Below are 22560 nucleotides of genomic sequence, written 5' to 3'. Positions count from 1 at the left end.
TTGCAATTTCATGCGGCACGGGGCCCGTGCCGTCGTTTCCAAAACCCTCACCCTCAAGTTGAGATTTAGCTTTATGTCAACCTGAGGAGTGATACGGACAGTAGGAGTTACGCTCCTGGCGGGTCAACTAACCGCGCCGCAAGCACGTCCAGCGTGTCGCGGGCCGTCCCTTTCCGGGAACGTCCGCCATCCGATGAGATCACTTAACCGTCACGACGTCAGGCGAACTGACGTCATAGGTGTCGGCCGGACGTCTGAGCAGCGTAACAAGGATCCGGGCCTTGTCCGCGGGACGGTCGCCGCCGCCCCACACGATCGCGCGGCCGTCCTTCAGCCGCAGCGAGACCGTCTCAGCCGACGGTGCGAGCACCTCCGCGACCCGGCGGGCCAGATTCTCCGGCAGCGCGGCGATGACCGTGAGCGCCGCCGCGGTCGCCGGGTCGCCCGGCCCCGGCCGGTCCACCCGCAGCACCGGCAGCGTCGGGGGCGCGACGTCCTTGACCTCGGTGACCATCCCGTGCCGGTCCATCAGCGCCGACCTGTCGCCGACCGGCACCACCGCCACCGGCCTGCGCTCCACGACCTTCACCCGCAGGGTCCCCGGCCAGGCGCGGCTGACCGTCACCGACTCGATCTGGGTGATCTGGCCGATCCGGTCCTCCACCTCGGCCAGGTCGACCGTGGCCAGGGGCTTGCCGCCGGCCACCTGCGCCGCCCGCCGGATCTCCTCGGTGGACAGGCCCGCGTTGCCCACCACCTGGATCTCCCGCACCCCGAGCACCGGGGAGAAGAACACCAGCCACGCGGCGATGCCCACCACTCCCGCGGTGAGCAGGGCCAGGAAGGCCGACCGCCACACGCCGTTCAATACCACTCCCCCTCCGGCGACCCGCGCCCGCTGGCATGGGTCACCGCGCGGCCAGCTCCGCCACGATCCTGGGACCCAGCTCGGTCACGTCGCCCGCGCCCATGGTCAGGACGATGTCCCCCGGCCTGGCCAGGCTCGCGACCAGAGCGGGCACGCCGTCCCGCTGGGGGGCGTAGGCCACCCGCTCCGCGGGCAGCGGCACCTTGCCCGCCACCAGCGCCCCCGACACGCCAGGCTCGGGATCCTCGCGGGCGCCGTAGACGTCCAGGACGATGGCCTCGTCGGCCAGCCCGAGCGCGATGCCGAACTCGTCGGCGAAAAACCTGGTGCGCGAGTACAGGTGCGGCTGGAAGACCGCGATGACCCTGCCGTCTCCGGAGAAGGACGCCACCACGTCCCGCGCCGCGCGCAGGTCGGCGGCCAGCTCGGTCGGGTGGTGGGCGTAGCTGTCGAAGACCGCCACCCCGCCCGCCTCACCCTTGGCCTCGAAACGCCGCTTGGCGCCGGTGAAGGCCGCCAGACCATCACGGATCTCACCAAAGGAGACACCCAGCTCCTCCGCCACCGCGATGACCGCGGCCGCGTTGAGCGCGTTGTGACGGCCCGGGACCGCGAGCCTGACCTCCCCGTGCCCGTGGACCGTGAAGGTGATGCCCAGCCCCTCGGGAGAGATCCCGCCCACCCGCAGGTCGGCGTCCTCCGCCTCACCGTACGTGATCACCTTCAGGCCGCGGGCGCGGGCGATCGGGACCAGCGCGGCGGAGCCGGGATCGTCGGCGCAGACGACCATGGTGCCGGCCACCCGCTCCACGAACCGGGCGAAGCTATCGTGAACCGCACGCGGGTCACCGTAGTTGTCCAGATGGTCCGGCTCGACGTTGGTCACCACGGCGATGTCGGGGGCCAGCATGAGGAAGGAGCCGTCGCTCTCGTCGGCCTCGGCGACGAACACCCCGCCCGAGCCCTCGTCGGCGCCCAGCCCCGTCGTCACCAGCTGCCCGCCCACGCAGTACGAGGGGTCGGCGCCGCACTTCTGCAGCGCCACGGTGAGCATCGAGGTCGTGGTGGTCTTGCCGTGGGTGCCGGCCAGCGCGACGCCGGTCCTGCCCGCCATGACGGAGGCCAGCGCGGCGGCCCTGGGGATGACCCGCAGGCCCTGGCGGAGCGCCTCGCCCAGCTCGGGGTTGGAGTCGCGGATCGCGGTGGAGACCACGACGGTGTCGACCTGCTTGATGTGCGAGGCGGCGTGGCCGATGTGAACCCTGGCCCCCAGCTCCCGCAGCTCGGTCGCCATGTCCGACCCCCGCGCGTCACTGCCGGAGACCTGCACGCCCCGTTTAAGCAGGATGCGCGCGATTCCGGACATCCCAGAACCGCCGATCCCGATGAAGTGGACCCGCCCCAGGTCTCCGGCCGCAACCGGATCCACCAGCTTGACCAGGCTCATCGGCCGCTCACCCCTCCTCGTTCGCCGCGTGGACGGCCTCGTCCCGCCCGGCCCTCTCGCCGGAGGCGAGCGCGGGCAGCCCCACGCTCACCGCGTCGAATCCGCTCCGCGCCCATTCAGCCTCTCCCTCGCACCGCGATCTGCAGCACCCTGCGCGCCAGCGTCACGTCGGCGTCCTTCCTGCCCATCCTGGATGCCGCCTCGGACATGGTGACCACACGTTCGGGGTCGGACAGGATGGGCAGCACGTTCTGAATGATCCACTCCGCTGACAGCTCGGCGTCGTCGATCATCAGACCGCCGCCGCCCTGCACGATCGGCGTGGCGTTGAGCCGCTGCTCGCCGTTGCCGTGCGGCAGCGGGATGTACGCGGCCGGCAGGCCCACCGCCGTCAGCTCGGCGCAGGTCATCGCGCCGCTGCGGCACAGGGCGAAGTCGGCGGCGGCGTAGGCCAGGTCCATCCGGTCGACGTACTGCAGCACGACGTACTGCGGGTCGCCTGGCGGCGGTTCCTCCTCCAGCGTGTTCTTCGGGCCGATGACGTGCAGCACCTGCACTCCGGCCCGGCGCAGCGCGGGGGCGGCGGCCAGGGCCGCCTGGTTGAGCGAGCGGGCCCCCTGGGAGCCGCCGGTGACCAGCAGCGTGGGCAGGTCGGCCTCCAGGCCGAACCAGGACCTGGCCTTGTCGCCCATGGACAGCCGGTCGAGGTTGACGATCTCACGGCGCAGCGGGATGCCGACGTACTCGGCGTGGTTCAGCGGCGTGTCCGGGTGACCGGTGAACACGTGGTCGGTGAGGCGCGCGCCCAGCCGGTTGGCCAGGCCGGGGCGCGGGTTGGCCTCGTGGACCACGATCGGCACGCCGCGCCGCCGCGCCGCCAGGTAGGCGGGAGTCGCCACATAGCCGCCGAAGCCGACCAGGACGTCGGCCTGGACCCGGTCCATGATGGCGGCGGCCGTGTTGATGGCACCCGCCAGACGGCCCGGCACGCTCAGCAGCTGGGGCGTCAGTGTCCGGGGCAGCGGCACCGCGGGCACCAGTTGCAGTTCATACCCCCTGGCCGGAACCAGCCTGGTCTCCAGACCTCGCTCGGTGCCGAGGCAGGTGATCCCGATGTTGGGGTCGAGTTGGCGCAGCGCGTCGGCCAGAGCCAGCGCCGGTTCGATATGACCGGCCGTCCCGCCGCCGGCGAGGACCACCCTCATGTCGGTCCTTTCGCTTATCGTCTTCCACGGCCCGGCCGTCGTTTCCTGGCCGGACCACCCAGGCCAAGCCAGCTTAGGCCCCGCGCCACCGGTCCGGGGCCATGGGCCGCGAGAGCCTCGCGGGCGCCGGGTTCGTGCTTGGCGAACGACAGGAGCATGCCGAGGGCGGCCAGGGTGGGCAACAGGGCCGACCCACCGTAGGAGACCAGCGGCAACGGGATACCGGTGATGGGCAGCACGCCGATGACGGCGCCGATGTTGACGATCGCCTGGCCGGCGATCCAGGCGACCGCGGCGGCGGAGGCGAGCCGGACGAACGGGTCCTTGACCCGGGTCGCCACCCGCAGCCCCGCGTAGCCCAGCAGCCCGAACAGGGCCACCACCACGAGCGTGCCCATCAGTCCGAGCTCCTCACCGAGGATGGAGAAGATGAAGTCGCTCTCCGCGTGCGGGATCCAGCTCCACTTCTGCCTGCTGGACCCCAGGCCCAGCCCGAACCAGCCGCCGCTGCCCATCGCGATCTGCCCCTGCACGGCCTGGAAGCCGGAACCCTGGGCGTTGCCCCACGGGTCGAGCCATCCCGCGATCCGTGCCGAACGGTAGCCCTCGGTGCTGATCATGACGATGGTCGCGAGCACCGCCACCGCGAGGATCCCGCCGAACAGCCTCAGCGGCGCGCCCACCACCCAGAGCAGCGACAGGAAGATCATCATCAGCACCAGCGTGGTGCCGAGGTCGCGCCCCAGCATGACCATGACGGCCAGGATCGCGGTGCCCGGCATCAGCGGGATGAACAGGCTGCGCCACTCGATCAGGCCGTTGCGCGCCCTGCGGGCCAGCAGGTCGGCCCCCCAGATCGTCAGCCCGAGCTTGGCGGGCTCGGACGGCTGCAGGTAGATGGGGCCGAGATCGATCCAGCGCTGGGCACCGAGCTGGGAGGTGCCGACGAACAGCACCAGCACCAGCCCGAGGATCGACAGCGCCATCAGCGGGTAGCCGGCGAGCCTGAAGAACCGGGGCGGCAGCTGGGCGCAGATCCACATCAGCGGGAGGGCGATCCCGGCCGAGATCGACTGCTTGAAGAACCAGTAGAAGGGATCCCCCTTCTCCTGCAGTGCCTCGATGCTGGATGCCGACAGCACCATCATCAGGCCGAGGACGAGCAGCAGGGCGCTGCACCCCAGGATCAGGTAGTACGAGGTCAACGGCCGGTTGAGCAGCTCACGGAAGGCGAGCAGGTGCTCGCGGAAGCCGTCCTGACCCCGGGGGGCGCTCTCCTGCGCCGTCGCGCTCACGCCCGTCCCCCGTCGTGCCCTGCGGCGAGACGGTGCACGGCTCGGGCGAACGCCTCCCCTCGTGCGGGATAACCGGAGAACATGTCCCAGGAGGCGCCGGCCGGGGCCAGCAGCACGGTGTCTCCGGGGGCGGCGAGCCTGGCGGCTTCGGTGACGACACGGTCCATGACCCCAGTGTCTTGCCCGGCCACCTCCACCACCGGAACATTCCCGGCGTGTCGCGCCAGAGCCTCGCGAATTCGTTCGCGGTCGGCGCCCAGCAGGACCGCGCCGCGCAGGCGGGGCGCGGCGCGGCGTACCAGCTCGCCGACGTCCGCGCCCTTGAGCAGCCCGCCCGCCACCCAGACGACCGACGGGTAGGCGGCCAGTGAGGCGGCGGCGGCGTGCGGGTTGGTGGCCTTGGAGTCGTCCACGTAGTCGACCTCGGCGACCCTGGCCACGTGCGCGATCCGGTGGGGGTCGGGCACGAAGTCCAGCAGGCCCTCGCGCACCGCGGCGGCGCTCACCCCGTAGGCTCTGGCCAGCGCCGCGGCGGCGAGCGCGTTGGCCACGTTGTGCGGCGCGAACGGGCGGACGTCGTCGAACGAGGCGAGTTCCTCCGCGTTACCCGTGGGATCGGCCACGAACGCCCGGTCCACCAGCAGGTCCTCGACCACGCCGAGCCGGCCCGGTGCGGGCACGCCGAGGGTGAAGCCCACGCTGCGTACCGCCGTGCCCTCGTACGGCGCGGCGAGACGGGTCGCCCACTCGTCATCGGCGTTGTACACGACGATCCCGGCCCTGGCGAAGATCTCCCCCTTGGCCCGGGCGTACTCCTCCATGGAGCCGTGCCAGTCGAGGTGGTCCGGCGCCACGTTGAGCACCGCGGCCGCGTACGGGACGATGCTGGGCGAGCGGTGCAGCTGGAAGCTGGACAGCTCCACCGCCAGCACGTCGCCGGCTCCGGCGACCGCCTCCACCACCGGGGTGCCGACGTTGCCGACGGCGAGCGCCCGGTGCCCGGCGGCCAGGAGCATCGAGGTGAGCATCCGGACCACGGTGGTCTTGCCGTTGGTGCCGGTCAGCGCCAGCCAGGGAGCGGCTTCGCCCGAGCGGAGCCGCCAGGCCAGCTCGACCTCGCCGATCACCTCGATCCCCGCCGCCGCGGCGGCGGCGAGCAGCGGGTGGTACGGCGGCCAGCCCGTGGTGACGATCAGCGAGGTGCCCGCCGGGGGCTCCACGGGCTCACCGAAGCGAACCTCGACACCGAGCTCGGCGAGCTCGCCCGCGAGCGCCCTGGCCCGCTCGCCGTCCCTGCCCTCCAGGACGACCACCTTCTCGCCCCTCGCGGCCATCGTGCGGGCCACGGCCGTGCCCGAGACCCCCAGCCCGGCGACGCAGATCACACGGCCTTTCCCACTCACAGCCTGGGCATCCATTCCACGTAGAAGATCCCCAGCCCGGCGGCCGCGCACAGGGCGGCGATCAGCCAGAAGCGGACCACGATGGTCGTCTCGGCCCAGCCCTTCAGCTCGAAGTGGTGCTGGAGCGGGGCCATCCTGAAGACCCGTTTACCGGTCATCTTGAAGGAGCCGACCTGGATGATCACCGACATGGTGATGAGCACGCACATCCCGGCGAGGATGATCAGCAGGAGCTGGGTCCTGGTGGTGATGGCCAACCCGGCGAGCACGCCGCCCAGGGCCAGCGAGCCGGTGTCACCCATGAAGATCTTCGCGGGCGGGGCGTTCCACCACAGGAAGCCGACCAGCGCGCCGAGCACCGCCGCGGCGACCACGGCCAGGTCCAGCGGGTCGCGGACCCAGTAGCAGTTGGGCCCGAGCTGGGTGGTGCAGCTGTTACGCAGCTGCCAGTTGCCGATCAGCACGTACGAGGCCAGCACCACGCCGGTGGCACCGCTGGCCAGGCCGTCCAGACCGTCGGTGAGGTTCACCGCGTTGGAGAAGCCCACGATCATGATCAGCACCCAGATGATGAACCCGATGAGCCCGATGGAGGGGCCGAAGTCCCTCAGGAACGACAGGCGCGTCTCGGCCGGGGTGATCAGGTATGCGTTGGGGAAGCGGGTCACCAGGACCGCGAAGACCGCGCCGACGATGAGCTGACCCAGCGCCTTGGCACCGCTGCGCAGGCCCAGGCTGCGCTGCTTGTAGATCTTGATGAAGTCGTCCAGGAAGCCGACCGCGCCCAGGCCCGTCATCAGGAACAGCACCAGGACCGCGGAGATCGTGGGCGGCGTGAAGCTGTAGAGGTGGGCACAGGCGAAGCCGACCAGCGCGGCGATCACGATCACGGTGCCGCCCATGGTGGGGGTGCCGCGTTTGTCGTGGTGGCCGGAGGGTCCCTCCTCCCTGATGCTCTGCCCGTAGCCACGCCGGGAGAACAGCCGGATCGCCAGTGGCGTGCCCAGCATGGACAGCAGCAGGCTGACCGCCGCCGCGACGAGGATCTCCCTCATCGGCGATCACCCCCGAGCAGCGCCGCGGCCACGCGCTCGAGAGCCGCGGCGCGCGGTCCCTTGACGAGCACGACGTCACCGGGGGCCAGCAGCGCCGACAGCTCCGCGCCCGCCTGTGCCGCGTCGGCGGCGTGCGAGACCCGGGTGGCGCCCTGGACCCCGGCCGCCGGGGCGTCACCGAAGGCGGCGAGGGGCGAGAGGCGGGCCGCCGAGCCGGTGCCCGGTGGCTCTCCCGCGCCCGGCGGGCCGCCCGCGGCGCGCGAGGCCTCCGCGTGCGAGGCCGGTCCGGCATACGCGGCGGGGGCGCCGGCCACCGGTACGCGGCCGGCGGCCTCCCGTACGGCGGCCTCCGCCCCGGCCAGGATCGGGCCGGCGTCGGGGCCGACGACGAACAGGCCGGCGAGACCCGCGCCCCCGGCCAGCCGGCCCAGCTCCTCGTTGAGCGCTGGACCGTCCTCGCCCAGTTCGCGCAGGGCGGCGATGACCGCGAAGCGGCGGCGATCGCCCGCGAGCGCGTCCAGGGCGCCGAAGGCGGCGCGCATGGAGTCGGGGTTGGCGTTGTAGGCGTCGTTGATCACGGTCACCCCGTCCTCGCGGTCGGTGACCTCCATCCGCCAGCGGCTGCGGGGCTCGGCCTCCGACAGCTCCTCGGCGATGGTGGCGACCGGCAGGCCGAGCTCGTAGGCGGCCGCCGCGGCCGCCAGCGCGTTCTCCACCGCGTGCTCGCCGTACAGGCGGAGGCCGACCGGGGCGGCGCCGGACGGGGTGCGCAGCGTGAAGGAGGCGCGCCCCCGGTCGTCGACGGTCACGTTCTCGGCCCGTACGTCGGCGCCGGAGGCCCGGCCGTACCAGGTGACGCGGGCACCGGTGCGTCCGGCCATGGCGGCCACCAGCGGGTCGTCGATGTTGAGCACGGCCACGCCGTCGGCGGGCAGCGCCTCGACCAGTTCGCCCTTGGCCCTGGCGATCTCCTCCTTGCCCCCGAAGACGCCCAGGTGGGCGGTGCCGACGTTGAGGACCACGCCGATCCTCGGCGGGGCGATACGGGTCAGGTGGGCGATGTGCCCGACTTCGCGCGCACTGAGCTCGAGCACCAGGTAGCGGGTGTCCTCGTCGGCCTTCAGCACGGTCAGCGGGTGGCCGATCTCGTTGTTGAACGATTCGACGGGGGCGACCGTTGGACCGATCCTGGCGGTGAGCCTGGCCAGCAGGTCCTTGGTGGTGGTCTTGCCCGCCGAACCGGTGATGCCGATGACCGTGGTCGCCGGCAGTTCGGCGCAGACGGCGGTGGCCAGGCCGGTCATGGCCGTCACGGTGTCGCCGACGACGACGGCGGGGACGTCGACGGGCCGGGAGGCCAGCACGGCGACCGCCCCGGCCTCGATGGCCTGGGCGGCGAAGTCGTGCCCGTCGACCCGGTCACCCTTGATCGCGACGAACAGCGACCCCGGTTCGACGGCGCGGGAGTCGATGACGACCGGGCCGCGCACCACCGCGCGTGGGTCGGCCATGCCCGCGAGGGCCCCCGAGGTGATCTCGGCGATTCTGGCCAGCGGCAACGGGATCATGATGCGTCTTCCCTACTCTCCATACGTGCTTCGGCGCCCGGTGCGGTTCCGGCGCCTGACGATCGCGTCGGCCACGACCTGCCTGTCATCGAAAGGAAGCACCTGGTCGCCGATGTACTGGCCCTGCTCGTGACCCTTGCCGGCCACGACGACGACGTCACCGAAACCCGCCCGGCCGATGGCCAGGTCGATGGCCGCGGCACGATCAGGCTCAATGATCACATGTGCGCGTCCGTCCTGGGACACACCGAGAACTCCGTCCATCATCTCCGCGAGGATCCGCAGGGGATCCTCAGAGCGGGGGTTGTCGCTGGTGAGAATAGCCACATCTGCCAGCCTTGCGGCGGCTTCTCCCATCATTGGGCGTTTACCACGGTCACGGTCGCCCCCGCAGCCAAGGACCACGATGAGCCTGCCCGCGGTGACCTCGCGCAGCGAGCACAGGACCGACTCGACCGCGCCGGGCTTGTGCGAGTAGTCGACGATGGCCTGGAAGTCCTCCCCGCCGGGAACCCGCTCCATCCGGCCCGGAACTCCTGCCAGCGTACCTATGCCCGCCACCGCGGTTCGCAGCGGCACACCGGCCTCCACCAGTGCGACGACGGCGCCCAGGGCGTTGGCCACGTTGAAGGGGCCGGGCAGGGCGATCGTCGCGGCCTCCTCGACGCCGCCGGGGCCCACGATCTTGAAGCTGCTGCCCTCGGGTCCCAGCCGCACGTCCACGGCCCGCCAGTCGGCCTCCACGGCGCCCTCGGCGGAGAAGGTGGTCATCGGGATCTTCGCGATGCCGAGGAGTTCCCGCCCGTGGGCGTCGTCGATGTTGACGACGCCCACCCTGCTCATCTCGGGGGTGAACAACCGGGCCTTCGTCGCGAAGTAGTCGTCGAGATCCCGGTGGAAGTCGAGGTGGTCCTGCGACAGGTTGGTGAACAGCGCCACGTCGTAGGACACCTCGTCGACCCGGCCCAGCGCCAGCGCGTGGCTGGAGACCTCCATGGCCGCGGCGGTGACGCCCTGCTCGCGCATCAGGGCGAACAGGCCCTGCAGGTCGCTGGCCTCCGGCGTGGTGAGCTTCGGCGCGAAACGCAGCTCACCGACGTGGATCTCCACGCCCCCGATCAGCCCCGGCCGGTGTCCTGCGGCCCGTAGTCCGGCCTCCAGCAGGAAGGTGGTGGTGGACTTGCCACTGGTGCCGGTGACGCCGATGACCATCACGTCCGCCGCGGGATTGCCGTACACCCAGGCGGAGACCTGTCCCAGCAGGCGGCGCGGGTTGGGCACGACGAGGACCGGCAGGCCGGTCGCGACCGCGGCCTGCCTGCCCGCCTCGTCGGTCAGGATCGCGGCGGCACCCGAGGCGAGGGCCTGCGCGGAGAAGTCGGCCCCGTGGGCCGTGGCCCCCGGCAGCGCGACGTAGAGATCTCCACGACACACCTGGCGCGAGTCGATGGTGATCCCGGACACCGCGGCCAGCGGCGCTCGTGACGTGCCCGAGGGCGCGCCGATGAGGCTCGCCAGCCCGGAGAGCGGACGGGGTGAACTGGTTGAGGGTCGCATGGACGACGGGGGATGCACGGCGAGAGCGTACCTTCACTCGTCACCTCCCTGCGCGTATCCGCACCGGGGAGGGCCGGGTTCCGGTCGGGGGAATCTTCCCGCTCTTCAACGCGAACGTCATCAGCTGCTTGAAGACCGGGGCGGCGATCTCCCCACCGTAGTGGCCCTGCTGGGGGTCCTGGAGCACCGCCAGGACGACCAGGCGGGGCTTGTCCACGGGAGCAAAACCAACGAACGTCGCGGTGTATCCGCAGTAGCCCTGACATCTGGTGTCATAGCGCATCGCGGTGCCCGTCTTGCCCGCCACCCGGTAGCCGTCGATCGCGGCGAGGTTGCCGGTGCCCTCCTCGCTCACGGCGGCCTCCAGCATGGCGGCGATCTCCCGCGCCGTACGGTCACTGACCACCCGGGTCCGCTCACCCGGCGCGGACGGCGTGAACGCGCCGTTCTCGCCGGTCGTACCGGCCACGATCTGCGGGGTGACGCGCACCCCGCCGTTGGCGATGGTCTGGTAGACGCTCGCCGTCTGGATCGCGGTCACCGAGATGCCCTGGCCGTAGGCGATCGTGCAGCGCTGGCTGCCCGACCAGTCCTTCCAGTCGGGCAGCAGCCCCGCCTCCTCCCCCGGCAGCCCGGTGCCGGGTTTCGCGCCGAAACCGAAGCGCTGGAGCATCGAGTGGAGCCTCTCGTCGCCGATCTTCTGGGTGGCCAGGATCGTGCCCACGTTGCTGGAGGTCGCCACGACGCCCGAGAAGGTCAGGCGCTCGGTGGCGTGCGGGTGGGAGTCCTTCAGCACCCGGTCGGCACACCTGATCTGGTCGGGGACGGTGAACAGGGTGTCCGGCCGCACGGCCCCCGACTCCAGCGCCGCCGCGGCGGTGATGACCTTGTTGGTGCTGCCCGGTTCGAACACCTCCGTGACCGACCGGTTGCCCCGGTCCTCCACCGGGGAGTCCTTCCAGTTCCTCAGGTCGAGCTCCGGCGCGTTCGCCATGGCGATCAACTGACCGGTCTGCACGTCCATCACGATGGCGCTGCCGGTGCGCGACCCGGTGGCCTTGACCTGCTCGCTGATCGCCTTCTGCGCGGCCCACTGGACGTCGCGGTCGATGGTCAGCCGTACGTCCCTGCCCTCGACGGGCGCCCGCAGGGTGCTGCGGGTCATCGGGATGCGCTGCCCCCTGGCGCCCGTCTCGATGATCTGCTCGCCGTCCCGGCCCGCGAGCAGCTTGTCGTAGGTGCTCTCCAGCCCGGCCAGTCCCGTGCCGTCGGTGCCGACGAAACCCAGCAGGCTGCCCGCCAGGTCACCGCCCGGGTAGTCACGCCGGTAGCGGTGCTTGCTGCCGACGCCCTTGAACTCGTACGCCATGATCCGCTGGGCGAGCGCGGGGTCGACGGCAGCGGCGATCTGCTCGTAGTGGCTGGTGCCGTCGGCCAGCTTGGCGGCGATCGGATCCTTGGCCTCGTTCAACTCCTTGGCCAGGACCGTGGCCACCCGGTCGCGCTGCGCGGCGACGACCTGCGAGGGGTCCACGAAGATCTCGCGCGCCTCCAGGGTCAGCGCGAGCTCGTGCCCGTTGACGTCGGTGATCGAGCCCCTTCTCGCGGGCAGCTTCTCACCCTGTACGCGCTGCTTGGCCGCCTCGGCGGTGTAGACCTTCGAGTCGAGGCCCTGAAGCTGGATGAGCCGCCCCGCGAAGATGGACAGCACGAAGGTCATCGCCATCAGGCCGATACCGATACGCCTGCGGGGGTTGCCCAGCCGCAGCACCGCGGACGGGCGCGCCGGAGGCCGCGGTGGCCTGCCGCCGCCGCGTCCCATCGTGCGCGTGTACTCCTGCTCCTGCGGCCGCTCGTCCCCGCGCCTCGGCGTGGGCCTCGCCCGGCCCGGCGGGCCCGGTGACTCCTGGGGTCGTGCGGACCGCACCGGTCCACGCGTGGTCTCGGAACCGGTGGGCCTGCGCGGCGCCGAGGGGCCGCCGGGCCCGCCGGAGCCACTCGTCGCCCGGAGTGCGGAGGGGACGTCCGGCGCCCCGGAGGCGCCCCTGCCCGGACGCGCGCCCGCCCGGCCGGGTACGTCGGGGGCGGGCGGCCTCGCGCCGGACCCCTGCCTGCCGGTGGAACCCTGCCGCCCCGGAGAGCCGGATCTACCGGACGTACCCGCGGCCGACGGCCTCACCGGAGAGCCGGACCTGGCGGGCCTATCGGATTTATCGGATTTATCGGATCTGCCAGGTCTGCCGGTGCCCTCCGAGGCCGCCGGCCTGCCGGGCGAGCCCGTCCTGCCGGGACCGCCGGAGGTGGACGCCCGGCCGGAGCCGCCCGAAGCGGACGGCCTCGCGGCGGAGCCCGACCTGCCGGTCCGCCCTGCCCCCTGGCCCTTACCTGGTCCTTCGGCGGAGGATCTCCCCCTGGCCGCACCGGACGCCTTCTCGTCCCCCTGCCCCCTGGCCGGAGAACCCGCCCGGCCGGAGCCCGTGGTGGACGGCCTGCCCGAAGAGCCCGCGCGACCGGAACCGGACGACCTGCCCGAGGAACCGGACCTGCCCGGCCCGTCGACGCCCTGCGCCCGGTCGGCGGAACCCGCACGGCCGGCACCAGAGGACCCAGACGATCTCGACGAACCGGACCTGCCGGGCGCCGGGGGCCTGCCCGGGGAGGCGGGCCCGCCGGGGCTGTCGGGAACACCGGGAGCACCGGAAGGCCCGGTGCCGTCGGAACCGGGCTTGCCGGGGACGTCCGAGGCTCCGCCGGGTCTGCCCGTCCGGCCGGGGCCACCGGGAGACCGGCGGCCGGAGCCTCCGGCCGATCCGCCCGAGGAGCCGCCGCGCCCTTGTCCCGGTCCCCGCCCGCCGTTCTCCCTCACCGGCCCGTGCCCGGCGCTCGCTCCTGCCCTGCGGGCGTCTGGCCGTCACTGGCGGCCCTGCTGGCGGGTTTGTCGGGGGTGATGACGCGTGCGGTGCCCCAGTCGGGCTGCTGCCCCTGGTACTCGTTGTTCTTCGCGACCGCGGCGGGCATCTCCAGCCCCATGATGGTGCTCTCCTTGCTCTCCTTCGCGATGCGCAGCCCGCTGATCTCATTGCGCAGTCCGTTGGCCCTGAAGGAGTCCTTGGCGAGCACGGCGTTCAGCAGCAGCAGACTGACCAGGCCGCCGCAGAGCAGGCCGACCACGAGCAGCAGGAAGGGAGCCCTCGGCGCCCGCGCGCGACGGGCCGCGGGAGCCGCCTGGGCCGGGGCTGCCGGACCGGAGACGGGCACGGGCCTGGCCGGAGGACCGCCGCGGCGCCCCTGCGGCACAGCGCGGGGGACACGCACGGGACGCGCGCCGCGACCGGGCACGGCACGGCTGGGCGCGGCACGTCGGACGTCTGTCTCACTCCTCGTCAACTGCCTCACGGATCCTCTCTGCCGCCCGACACCGGGCAGAGGCCGCCCGCGGGTTGCGGGCCACCTCCTCTTCGCTCGGAAGCTCGGCTCCCCTCGTCAGGAGCGCGAACCGCGGCTGGTGAGCCGGCAGCGGGACAGGGAGGCCAACAGGGCCGGTGTCCCTGGTCCGCGCGGTGATGACCTGCTTTGTCAGCCGGTCCTCGAGGGAGTGGTACGCGAGCACGACGACGCGCCCGCCCAGCGTCAATGCGTCGAGCGCGGCTGGGAGCGCGCGTTCCAGCGCCGTCAACTCCGCGTTCACCTCGATCCGCAACGCCTGAAAAGTCCTTTTAGCGGGGTTGCCCCCGGTCCTGCGCGTAGCGGCGGGGATCGCCGTCCGGACGATCTCCGCAAGCCGCTTGGTAGACGTTATGGCCTCCCTGGCCCTTTCCTTGAGAATTAGATGCGCGACACGCGGGGCGAATCGTTCTTCTCCGTAATCCCGCAGGATCCGGATCAGCTCGGCGACCGGATAGGTGTTGACCACGATCTCGGCCGTGAGCTCCTCGTCACGGTCCATCCGCATGTCCAGCGGCGCGTCGTAGGAGTAGGCGAAACCGCGCTCGGCCTCGTCCAGTTGCGGGGAGGAGACGCCCAGGTCGAACAGGGCTGCGTCGACCCTGGGGTGGCCGGCGCCGGCCAGCACCTCGGAGAGCTCGTCGGAGACCGCGCGCACCAGCGTGATCCGGTTCGCGTACGGCGCGAGCCTGGCCGTGGAGCGCTCGATGGCGGTGGGGTCGCGGTCGATCCCGATCAGATGGAGCGAGGGGTGCGCGGCGAGCAGCGCCTCGGCATGGCCGCCGAGTCCGAGGTTGGCGTCGACGAGCACCGGAGCGGGGCGGGCCAGCGCCGGAGCGAGCAACTCCAGCACCCGGTCGAGCATGACGGGGACGTGCCCCCCCGGCGCCTGAAGATCATGGCTGTGGTTTTCGGCGCGCATGAGGCGCAGCCCTCCTTATTTCCCGCCCCGTCCCACGGACGCGCGGCGGACGCTCACCGGTGTCTTGAAACTGGCCCCCACCCCCGGGGCCGTCCGGCCAGGTCCCCATCCGCACCCGCGTATCCGTCCGTCACCTGACACCGGGGAAGGTGCATCAGCTGACGGGCAGGTGGTTGCGGGTGGAGACCTCGCCGAACGACGTTTTACCGATGAGTCGACCGTGGAGTCACAAAATCCCTGGCAGCACCTCCTCCGACAGATCGGCGAAAGCCTGCTCTTGGTCGGCCAGATAGGCGCTCCAGGCGTGCGCGTCCCAGATCTCCAGCCGGGTGTTGGCTCCGATGACCACGCAGTCACGGCGCAGGCTGGCGTATTCGCGCAGAGCCTGCGGAACGGTGATCCGTCCCTGCTTGTCGGCGACCTCGTCGGATGCGCTGGCGAAGAGGACACGACTGTAGTCACGGACCGCCTTGGCGGTCACCGGCGCGTTGCGCAGAGCCTCGGTTATGCGCTGGAACTCCTCTACGGGAAAGACGTAGAGGCAACGCTCCTGGCCTTTGGTGATCACCAGACCCTCCGCCAGCTCCTCACGGTACTTCGCCGGCAGGAACAGCCGTCCCTTCTCATCGAGACGCGGGTGGTGAGTGCCGAGGAACATCGGCTCCACCTCCCGTGCCCAGCGGCGAACCAGGCGTCGCGGCCTTGCCCTCCACTGCGCACCACCATACTCCACTTCTCTCCACCGTCAACTGATTCCGCGCCTCTTCGCGGCAGGTTTCGTCGACATTTCCCCAGTTCAAATGGGGTGGTGCGGAGTGGAGGGGGTAAGCGGCCCGGCATACGTCACGGGCGTGTCGGGAAGATTACCGAATAGTCCAAAGATCATGAAATGGACTGTAAGGCGGTGAAGAATGATGGAAGGTGAAACAGCACCATGCCCGTCACAGGATCGACACGTCACTCGCACAGGAACGCGACGATCATGGCGCACACTGTGGCTGATCACCCGAAATCATCCTTGATGACCACGTAAGGTCGCCGCTGAAACGCGCGGCGCCGTAGGGTCGTAAACAGAATGAGTAACGGGATCGCAAAGATTCCGCAACGGCAACCCCCGGCGCACAACCGCCGCATCCTCATGGAGGCCTGGTGGCAGTAACTCATGACGTCTCACCTCAGCTTGATGATCTTGTTGTCACCGCGCACCGGATCCGCCAGTCGATCGAATCGGTGATCGAAGGCAAAAGTGACGTCATCCGCCTGACCTTGACCGTACTACTCGCCGAGGGCCACCTGCTCATCGAGGACGTGCCCGGAGTCGGCAAGACCATGCTCGCCAAGGCCTTGGCGCGCTCCATCGACTGCCCGGTGCGCCGCGTGCAGTTCACCCCCGACCTGTTGCCGAGCGACATCACCGGGGTGAGCGCCTACAACCAGCAGACCAGGGAGTTCGAGTTCAAGCCGGGCCCGGTCTTCGCCAACATCGTGGTGGGTGACGAGATCAACCGTGCCTCACCGAAGACCCAGTCGGCGCTGCTGGAGTGCATGGAGGAGCAGCAGGTCACGGTCGACGGGGCGACCTACCGGCTGGACTCCCCCTTCATGGTGATCGCGACACAGAACCCGATCGAGATGGAGGGCACCTACCCCCTGCCCGAGGCTCAGCGCGACCGGTTCACCGCCAGGATCGCGATGGGCTACCCGGCCCCCGCCGCGGAGCTGGAGATGCTCGACGTGCACGGCGCGGCCTCCCCGCTGGACAAGCTGGAGCCGGTGGCCACCACCGAGGAGGTGCGGGCGCTGATCGAGGCGGTGCGCGGGGTCTACGTCTCCCAGCCGATCAAGAAGTACGCGATCGACCTGGTGACCGCCACCCGCCAGTCCCCCGACCTGAGGCTGGGCGCCTCTCCTCGCTCGACCCTGCAACTGGTCAGGGCCGCGCGGGCGCACGCGGCGCTCGCCGGCCGCGACTACGTCATCCCCGACGACCTGCAGGAGCTGTCCATCCCCGTGCTGGCGCACCGGCTGCTGCCCAGCATCGAGGCTCAGGGACAGCGCCGCCCGCCCGAGCAGGTGATCGCCGACCTGGTCCGCCGGGTTCCCGTTCCCGAGGCCCAGGCCCGGTGACCTCCGGCCTCAAGGCGCTCACCGCCCGCGGCCGGTCCTTCATCGCGTCCGGCGTCGCGGCGCTGCTGTGCGCCTTCCTCCTCGGCGAGCACGACCTGCTCAGGATCGGCGTGCTGATCGTCTCGCTGCCGCTGCTGGCGGCCATGGTGGTCGCCCGCACCCGCTACCGGCTGAGCTGCGCGCGGCGTCTGGATCCGCCCAGGACCGAGGTGGGCAGCGAGGCCACCGTGACGCTGCGGCTGGAGAACGTCACCCGGCTGCCGACCGGTCTGCTGATGGTCGAGGACACCGTTCCCTACGCCCTCGGCGCCCGGCCCAGGTTCGTGCTGGACCGGGTGGAGCCGCAGGGTGTCCGGGAGATCGACTACCGGGTCCGCTCCGACCTGCGCGGCCGCTTCACCATCGGCCCGCTCTCCATCCGGATCAGCGATCCCTTCGGCCTGGTCGAGCTGACCAGGTCGTTCACCATCAGCGACACGCTGATGGTGACGCCCCAGGTGGTGGCGCTGCCCCACGTCCGTCTGGCCGGCGAGTGGACGGGCGGCGGTGACAGCCGTACCAGAAGCGTCGCGGCGTCGGGGGACGACGACGTCGCCCCGCGCGAGTACCGGCAGGGCGACGACCTGCGGCGGGTGCACTGGCGCTCGACCGCCAGGCACGGCGAGCTGATGGTCCGGCGCGAGGAGCAGCAGTGGCAGAGCAGAGGTGCGCTGCTGCTGGACACTCGGCGGTACGCCCACCGAGGTGAGGGCCCGCGCTCGTCGTTCGAGACCGCGGTCGCGGCCGCCGCCTCCATCGGCGTGCACCTGGCCCATGAGGGTCTCGGCCTGCGCCTGGTCACCGACCAGGGGGCCGAGCACCTCACCGACGGCGGACTGAGCCTGTCGCTGCTGGACACCCTGGCCGTGGTAAGGGCCAGCCCGGCACGGTCGCTGGAGTACGGCGTCGGCGCGCTGCGTCAGGGCGGCGGCGACGGGCTGATCGTGGCCGTGCTCGGCAAGATGGACCTCGACCAGGCCCAGGAGCTGGCCAGGGTCAGGCACGGCAACATGACCGGCGTGGCCGTGATGCTGGACGTGGCGGGATGGGAGCATCCCGAACTCGGCGAGGACGAGGACTTCCAGGCGGCGCGGGCGGTGTTGACGGGGACGGGCTGGCGCGTCGTGCGACTGGCCGCCGGCGTCTCCATCGCGAGCGTGTGGCAGGACGCCGCGCGGCGCGGGCGATCCTTGGCGAGCAGGGGCAACGCATGAGACTTCCCATCGCGTCGGGCGTGGCCACGGGAGCGGTCGCGATCGCGCTCTATCCCCTCTTCCAGGGCGGCGCCTGGTTCTGGACCAGCCTCGGCGCGATCCTGGTCGTGACCGGGATCGGCGTGCTGGCCGGCCACTACAGGCTGCCCGGCTGGCTGGTGCCGCCCGCCCAGGTGCTCGCGGTCTGGATCTACCTGACCGCGGTCTTCGCCGGCGACGAGGCGTGGGCGAGGGTGGTGCCCACCAAGGAGTCGATCCTGGTACTGGCCGAGCTGCTGGCGACGGGCTTCGCCGACATCCAGCGGTTCGCCGCCCCCGTGCCGGACAGCGCCGGAATCGTCCTGCTCACCTGCGGCGGCGTCGGCCTGATCGCGGTCACCGTCGACCTGCTGGCCGCGCGGCTGCGCAGGGCGGCCCTCACCGGGCTGCCGCTGCTGGCGCTGTTCACCGTCCCGGCGGCGGTGGTCGCCGAGCCGATCAGCTGGCCGGCGTTCATCATCGGCGCCCTGGGCTATCTCGGCGTGCTCGTCGCCGACGGGCGGGAGCGGGTCAGCCACTGGGGCCGGGCGGTGCTGGTGCGCCGGACGTCCTCCTTCACCGTCACGCGCCCCTCCTCCGATGCCGGGACGCTACGGCTGTCCGGCAGGCGCATCGGTTTCACCGCGATCGTGCTGGCCGTCCTGCTGCCCTTGCTGCTCCCTCCGCTGGAGCCCAACCCGCTGTTCTCGTTCGGGGTGGGCAACGGCAAGGGTGGCGGCAACTCGATCAGCATCCCGAACCCCATCGTCAACCTGCGCGGCCAGCTGTCGCTGCCGGAGAACTCCACGGTGCTGACCTACACGGTCAGCGACGGCTCGGCACGCTACCTGCGGATGTACTCCCTCGACGTCTTCGACGGCGAGCAGTGGACGATGTCGGAGCCCAGAGGCCGCCCCGAGGACCGGACCTCCGACTCACCGATGCCGGTGCCCCCCGGCCAGGACGCGGACGTGCCCGTCACGCCGGCGACCCTCGACATCACGGTGAGCGAGCAGGTCAGGAGGCTGAGTTTCCTGCCACTGCCCTACCCCGCGTCCAGGGTCACGGTGGAGGGCGACTGGCGGCCCGACCGCGACACGCTCATGGTCTTCTCCACCAGGAACACCGCCGAGGGCCTGACCTACCAGGTGGTCACCGCCGAGCCCGAGCCCACGGCGGAGAAGCTCAGGGCGGCGGGTCCGGCGGCCCCGGCGATCAAGGAACGGTACCTGGGACTGCCGGAGAGCCTTCCCGGGGAGATCAGGGAACTGGCCACCCGGGTGACCAAGCGCGAATCCAGCCAGTACGAGCAGGCGATCCAGCTGCAGGAGTTCTTCACGAAAAAGGGCGGGTTCACCTACGACCTGTCCACTCAGGGGCACGACGGCCCGGCGCTGACGGATTTCCTGATCCGCAACAGGACCGGCTACTGCGAGCAGTTCGCCGCCTCCATGGCGGTGCTGGCGCGCGTCCTGGGCATCCCCTCCCGGGTCGCCATCGGCTACACCGGCGGCGGCAACCTGTCCGGGCAGTGGCAGGTGCGCACCCATGACTCGCACGCCTGGCCCGAGCTGTACTTCGAGGGGACCGGGTGGCTCCGTTTCGAACCCACGCCGACGGGCGGGGCGGGCCAGGGCAGCGCGACGGTGCCCTCCTACACCCGGCCCGAGGCGACGTCGGCCACCCCCGACGAGCCGATCACGGCCCCGTCGGCGGACCCCGGCGACTCCGACCCCACCGGCGGGGCGGCGGCCGGCCGTCGTGACCGGACGCTCGGCCTCGACTCCGGCGGCCTGCCGATCGCACTGGACGAGGGCATGCCGCCGGCCGCGCGAATCGGCATCGGAGTCGTGATCGCGCTGCTGGTCGCGCTGATTCCGGCGATGATCCGCTGGCAGCTGCGGGCCCGCCGCAGCAGATACTACTCCCGGCGGTTCAAGGATCCCGACGACGAGGATCCGTCCGACGTCACGGCGGTCAGGGGCGTCCGGCGGGAGTCGGCGGTGCGGGCGTCCTGGGCCGAACTCGACGAGGATCCGTCCGACGCCACGGCGGTCAGGGGCGTCCGGCGGGAGTCGGCGGTGCGGGCGTCCTGGGCCGAACTCGACGACGCTCTGTACGACTACGGGATGTCACGGCAGGCGAGTGAGAGCCCGCGCGCGCTGGCCAGGCGGCTGACGGAGCAGTACGGGTTCGAACCGGAGGTCGCCACCGCGCTGGGGAGGATCACCTCGGCGGTGGAGCGGATGCTCTACGCCAGGACCCCGGGTGAGACCGGCACGCTCCGTGCGGACCTGCGGAGTGTGCGGCGGGCGCTGGCCGCCACCGTGACCCGTGGCAGGCGGATCAGGGCTGTGCTGCTGCCGCCCTCCACGCTCCTGCGGATGCGGGGGCTCGGCGGGCGGGTGCTGGACGGCTTCGACCGGCTGGAGAACATCCGGCTCCGCAGGCCGGCCAGGAAGGGCGCCTGAGCAGGGCGGGTTCACCGGATGGCAGGGGCCGCTTCCAATCGGGAGCGGCCCTCGTCGTCAGGGGGTCGGGGAGGAGATCCGCCGCCGCGAACGGCGGCGAGCCCGGCGGCTAGTGCTCGTCGTTACGACGGCGCCAGCGCTCCTCCATGCGTTCCATGAAGCTCTGGCGAGAGCCACTGCGGCGTCCCCCCTTGCCTCGCGGCTGATCGGACGGTACGGCCGCGCCGGCCTCACCGAACCCGTTCATCCGCTTCCAGCTGGACAGACCCCACAGACACGCGGCGAGCATGACCACGAAACCGCCGACGCCGAGCGGGATGTTGATGATCACAACGCCGACCATCAGCAGGACGACACCCAGGATGAAGCCGATGGAGGCCTTCACCAGGCGGCGCCTGTAGTGGCTGCGGGGATCACTGATCCTGACGGTATTGGCCCACTTCGGGTCCTCGGCGTAGAGTGCCTGCTCGATCTGGTCGAGCAAGCGCTGCTCGTGCTCAGAGAGCGGCACGGCGCCTCCCAAGGACAGCCCCAGGACGGGGAAGACGGTGACGGACGACACGGGGTGTCCGAACCTCGCGGTCGGTTATCCCCAGAATACGAGGCTGTAGACGTAGACGAAAGAAAACGTCCAACGTAGTCCAAACCGGAGGCCGCGTCATGGATCTATTCCATCAAACGGCGGGCGAACAAGGGAGGCCGGGAGCACCGCGTTGTGACCGAATCTGCGGGCGGCCCTGTCCATCGCCTGCTCGGCTTCCCGCCAGCCCGTCTCACGCTCTCCGAGGCCGAGCTGCCTGCTCGCCCCGTCGGCCGGGCTGAGGTTCTCCACCCGTACTCCGACCAGCCTCAGCTGGACGTTCTCCAGACCGGAGGCGGTGTAGAGGGCGCAGGCGACGTCGTACAGGATCTTGGCTACGTCTGTGGGCTCACGCAGGCTCCGGGAGCGGGACAGGGTGGTGAAGTCGGCGCGGCGGAGCTTGACGCTGACCGTGCGGCCGACGCTGCCCCCCTGCCTGAGTCTGGCCGCGACCCGCTCGGAGAGCCGGAGAAGCTCCCTGCGGATCTCCACGGGGTCTGCGACGTCTGTGGCGAATGTCTCTTCCGCGCCGATGCTCTTGTCGGGAACGTGCGGGGTCACGGGACGCTCGTCACGCCCCCAGGCGAGCGCCGCGAGGTGCTCGCCCGCCGCCTGCCCCAGCTCGCGCCGGAGCGTGTCCACCGGGACCCTGGCGAGATCGCCGACCGTCTTGACACCGAGCCGGGCCAGCGATCGCTCGGTGCGCTCCCCGACACCCCACAGCGCCGCCACCGGGAGCGGGTGCAGGAAGTCGACCACCCTGTCGGCGGGAACCACGAACAGCCCGTCCGGCTTGCAGTGGCGCGAGGCGAGCTTTGCCACGAACTTACTGTTGGCGACTCCCACGGAGCAGGTGACGCCCTGCTCGCGCACGACCTGTTCACGGATCATCCTGGCGATCTCCGCCGGGGGACCCAGGCGCTTGCGTGCCCCGCCGACGTCCAGGAACGCCTCATCGGAGGCTATCGGCTCGACCTCGGGGGTGAAGGTTTGGAATATCTCCATGACACGCCGGGAGACCTCCGCGTACTTGCTGCGGCTCGGCGGGATGATCACCGCGTGAGGGCAGAGCCGTCGGGCCCGGGTCATGGGCATGGCCGAGTGCACCCCGAACCTCCGGGCCTCGTAGGTGGCGCTGAGCACCACTCCGCGCGCGCCGGGCGCGCCGATGATGACGGGGGTTCCGCTGAGCTCGGGGCGCTCGCGCAGCTCGACACCGGCGTAGAAGGCGTCCATGTCGACATGGAGGATCGGGCAGCCGGTGTCGTCCGTCCCCAGATCCGATTCCGGGCGTGGCATCTGCTGCTTTCTCGACACGACGCCATCCTACGGGAACACGCGTTCGAT

Annotated in this window: 17 protein-coding genes; 3 read left to right on the top strand and 14 right to left on the bottom strand. The window is 71.2% G+C overall.

What is annotated here, in order from left to right; genetic code table 11:
* Positions 1–199 precede the first annotated feature (199 nt).
* From ACQP0P_RS16480 to mraZ, 12 genes are all read right to left on the bottom strand, one after another.
* Positions 200–874, bottom strand: a complete 675-nt coding sequence (locus tag ACQP0P_RS16480; protein WP_433377233.1) for a cell division protein FtsQ/DivIB — start codon at positions 872–874, stop codon at positions 200–202.
* Between the two features lie 34 nt (positions 875–908).
* Complete coding sequence (gene murC / locus ACQP0P_RS16475; RefSeq protein WP_433377230.1) at positions 909–2315, bottom strand: UDP-N-acetylmuramate--L-alanine ligase; 1407 nt, start codon at positions 2313–2315, stop codon at positions 909–911.
* A gap of 116 nt (positions 2316–2431) precedes the next feature.
* Positions 2432–3520 (bottom strand): undecaprenyldiphospho-muramoylpentapeptide beta-N-acetylglucosaminyltransferase, encoded by a 1089-nt coding sequence (murG, locus tag ACQP0P_RS16470; RefSeq protein ID WP_433377227.1) that lies wholly within the window; start codon positions 3518–3520, stop codon positions 2432–2434.
* A 14-nt stretch (positions 3521–3534) separates the two neighbouring features.
* The gene (gene ftsW / locus ACQP0P_RS16465; protein ID WP_433377224.1) at positions 3535–4815 is read right to left on the bottom strand and encodes a putative lipid II flippase FtsW; all 1281 of its coding nucleotides are present in this window, start codon (positions 4813–4815) and stop codon (positions 3535–3537) included.
* Positions 4812–6233: a UDP-N-acetylmuramoyl-L-alanine--D-glutamate ligase gene (gene murD / locus ACQP0P_RS16460; protein WP_433377221.1), complete on the bottom strand. Its 1422-nt coding sequence runs from the start codon at positions 6231–6233 to the stop codon at positions 4812–4814. The genes ftsW and murD overlap by 4 nt, the downstream gene beginning before the upstream one ends.
* Positions 6215–7273 carry a phospho-N-acetylmuramoyl-pentapeptide-transferase gene (gene mraY, locus ACQP0P_RS16455; RefSeq protein WP_433377218.1) on the bottom strand — a complete coding sequence of 353 codons (1059 nt, stop codon included), beginning with the start codon at positions 7271–7273 and terminating at the stop codon, positions 6215–6217. The genes murD and mraY overlap by 19 nt, the downstream gene beginning before the upstream one ends.
* Positions 7270–8841 (bottom strand): UDP-N-acetylmuramoyl-tripeptide--D-alanyl-D-alanine ligase, encoded by a 1572-nt coding sequence (locus tag ACQP0P_RS16450; protein ID WP_433377215.1) that lies wholly within the window; start codon positions 8839–8841, stop codon positions 7270–7272. Before ACQP0P_RS16450 ends, mraY begins: the two co-directional genes overlap by 4 nt.
* A 12-nt stretch (positions 8842–8853) precedes the next feature.
* Positions 8854–10398: a UDP-N-acetylmuramoyl-L-alanyl-D-glutamate--2,6-diaminopimelate ligase gene (locus tag ACQP0P_RS16445; protein ID WP_433377213.1), complete on the bottom strand. Its 1545-nt coding sequence runs from the start codon at positions 10396–10398 to the stop codon at positions 8854–8856.
* 40 nt (positions 10399–10438) lie between these two features.
* Positions 10439–12220, bottom strand: coding sequence for a peptidoglycan D,D-transpeptidase FtsI family protein (locus ACQP0P_RS16440; protein ID WP_433377210.1), 1782 nt, complete (start codon positions 12218–12220; stop codon positions 10439–10441).
* A gap of 1040 nt (positions 12221–13260) precedes the next feature.
* Positions 13261–13656, bottom strand: a complete 396-nt coding sequence (locus ACQP0P_RS16435; RefSeq protein ID WP_433377208.1) for a hypothetical protein — start codon at positions 13654–13656, stop codon at positions 13261–13263.
* A 115-nt stretch (positions 13657–13771) separates the two neighbouring features.
* The gene (rsmH, locus tag ACQP0P_RS16430; RefSeq protein ID WP_433377205.1) at positions 13772–14764 is read right to left on the bottom strand and encodes a 16S rRNA (cytosine(1402)-N(4))-methyltransferase RsmH; all 993 of its coding nucleotides are present in this window, start codon (positions 14762–14764) and stop codon (positions 13772–13774) included.
* A 226-nt stretch (positions 14765–14990) separates the two neighbouring features.
* Positions 14991–15422: a division/cell wall cluster transcriptional repressor MraZ gene (gene mraZ, locus ACQP0P_RS16425; protein ID WP_350924513.1), complete on the bottom strand. Its 432-nt coding sequence runs from the start codon at positions 15420–15422 to the stop codon at positions 14991–14993.
* Between the two features lie 491 nt (positions 15423–15913).
* On the opposite strand from mraZ, the gene ACQP0P_RS16420 reads away from it, so the two are divergent.
* From ACQP0P_RS16420 to ACQP0P_RS16410, 3 genes are read left to right on the top strand one after another with little or no spacing between them, the layout of a single operon-like run.
* On the top strand, positions 15914–16891 hold the full coding sequence (locus ACQP0P_RS16420; protein WP_433377202.1) for an AAA family ATPase: 978 nt from the start codon (positions 15914–15916) through the stop codon (positions 16889–16891).
* Positions 16888–18144, top strand: coding sequence for a DUF58 domain-containing protein (locus ACQP0P_RS16415; protein ID WP_433377199.1), 1257 nt, complete (start codon positions 16888–16890; stop codon positions 18142–18144). Before ACQP0P_RS16420 ends, ACQP0P_RS16415 begins: the two co-directional genes overlap by 4 nt.
* The gene (locus ACQP0P_RS16410; RefSeq protein ID WP_433377196.1) at positions 18141–20633 is read left to right on the top strand and encodes a transglutaminase TgpA family protein; all 2493 of its coding nucleotides are present in this window, start codon (positions 18141–18143) and stop codon (positions 20631–20633) included. Before ACQP0P_RS16415 ends, ACQP0P_RS16410 begins: the two co-directional genes overlap by 4 nt.
* Positions 20634–20742: 109 nt before the next feature.
* Here the strand turns inward: ACQP0P_RS16410 and ACQP0P_RS16405 are convergent, their stop codons facing one another.
* Together ACQP0P_RS16405 and dinB are read right to left on the bottom strand one after the other, a co-directional pair.
* Positions 20743–21144: a DUF3040 domain-containing protein gene (locus ACQP0P_RS16405; RefSeq protein WP_030909878.1), complete on the bottom strand. Its 402-nt coding sequence runs from the start codon at positions 21142–21144 to the stop codon at positions 20743–20745.
* Between the two features lie 147 nt (positions 21145–21291).
* Complete coding sequence (dinB, locus tag ACQP0P_RS16400) at positions 21292–22512, bottom strand: DNA polymerase IV (protein ID WP_433381917.1); 1221 nt, start codon at positions 22510–22512, stop codon at positions 21292–21294.
* Between the last annotated feature and the right edge of the window lie 48 nt (positions 22513–22560).

The organism is Streptosporangium sp. CA-115845 (assembly GCF_050943795.1).
Taxonomy (GTDB): domain Bacteria; phylum Actinomycetota; class Actinomycetes; order Streptosporangiales; family Streptosporangiaceae; genus Streptosporangium.
The sequence above is the reverse complement of the archived record's forward strand: the minus strand, read 5'-3'. Positions and strand labels throughout refer to the sequence as shown.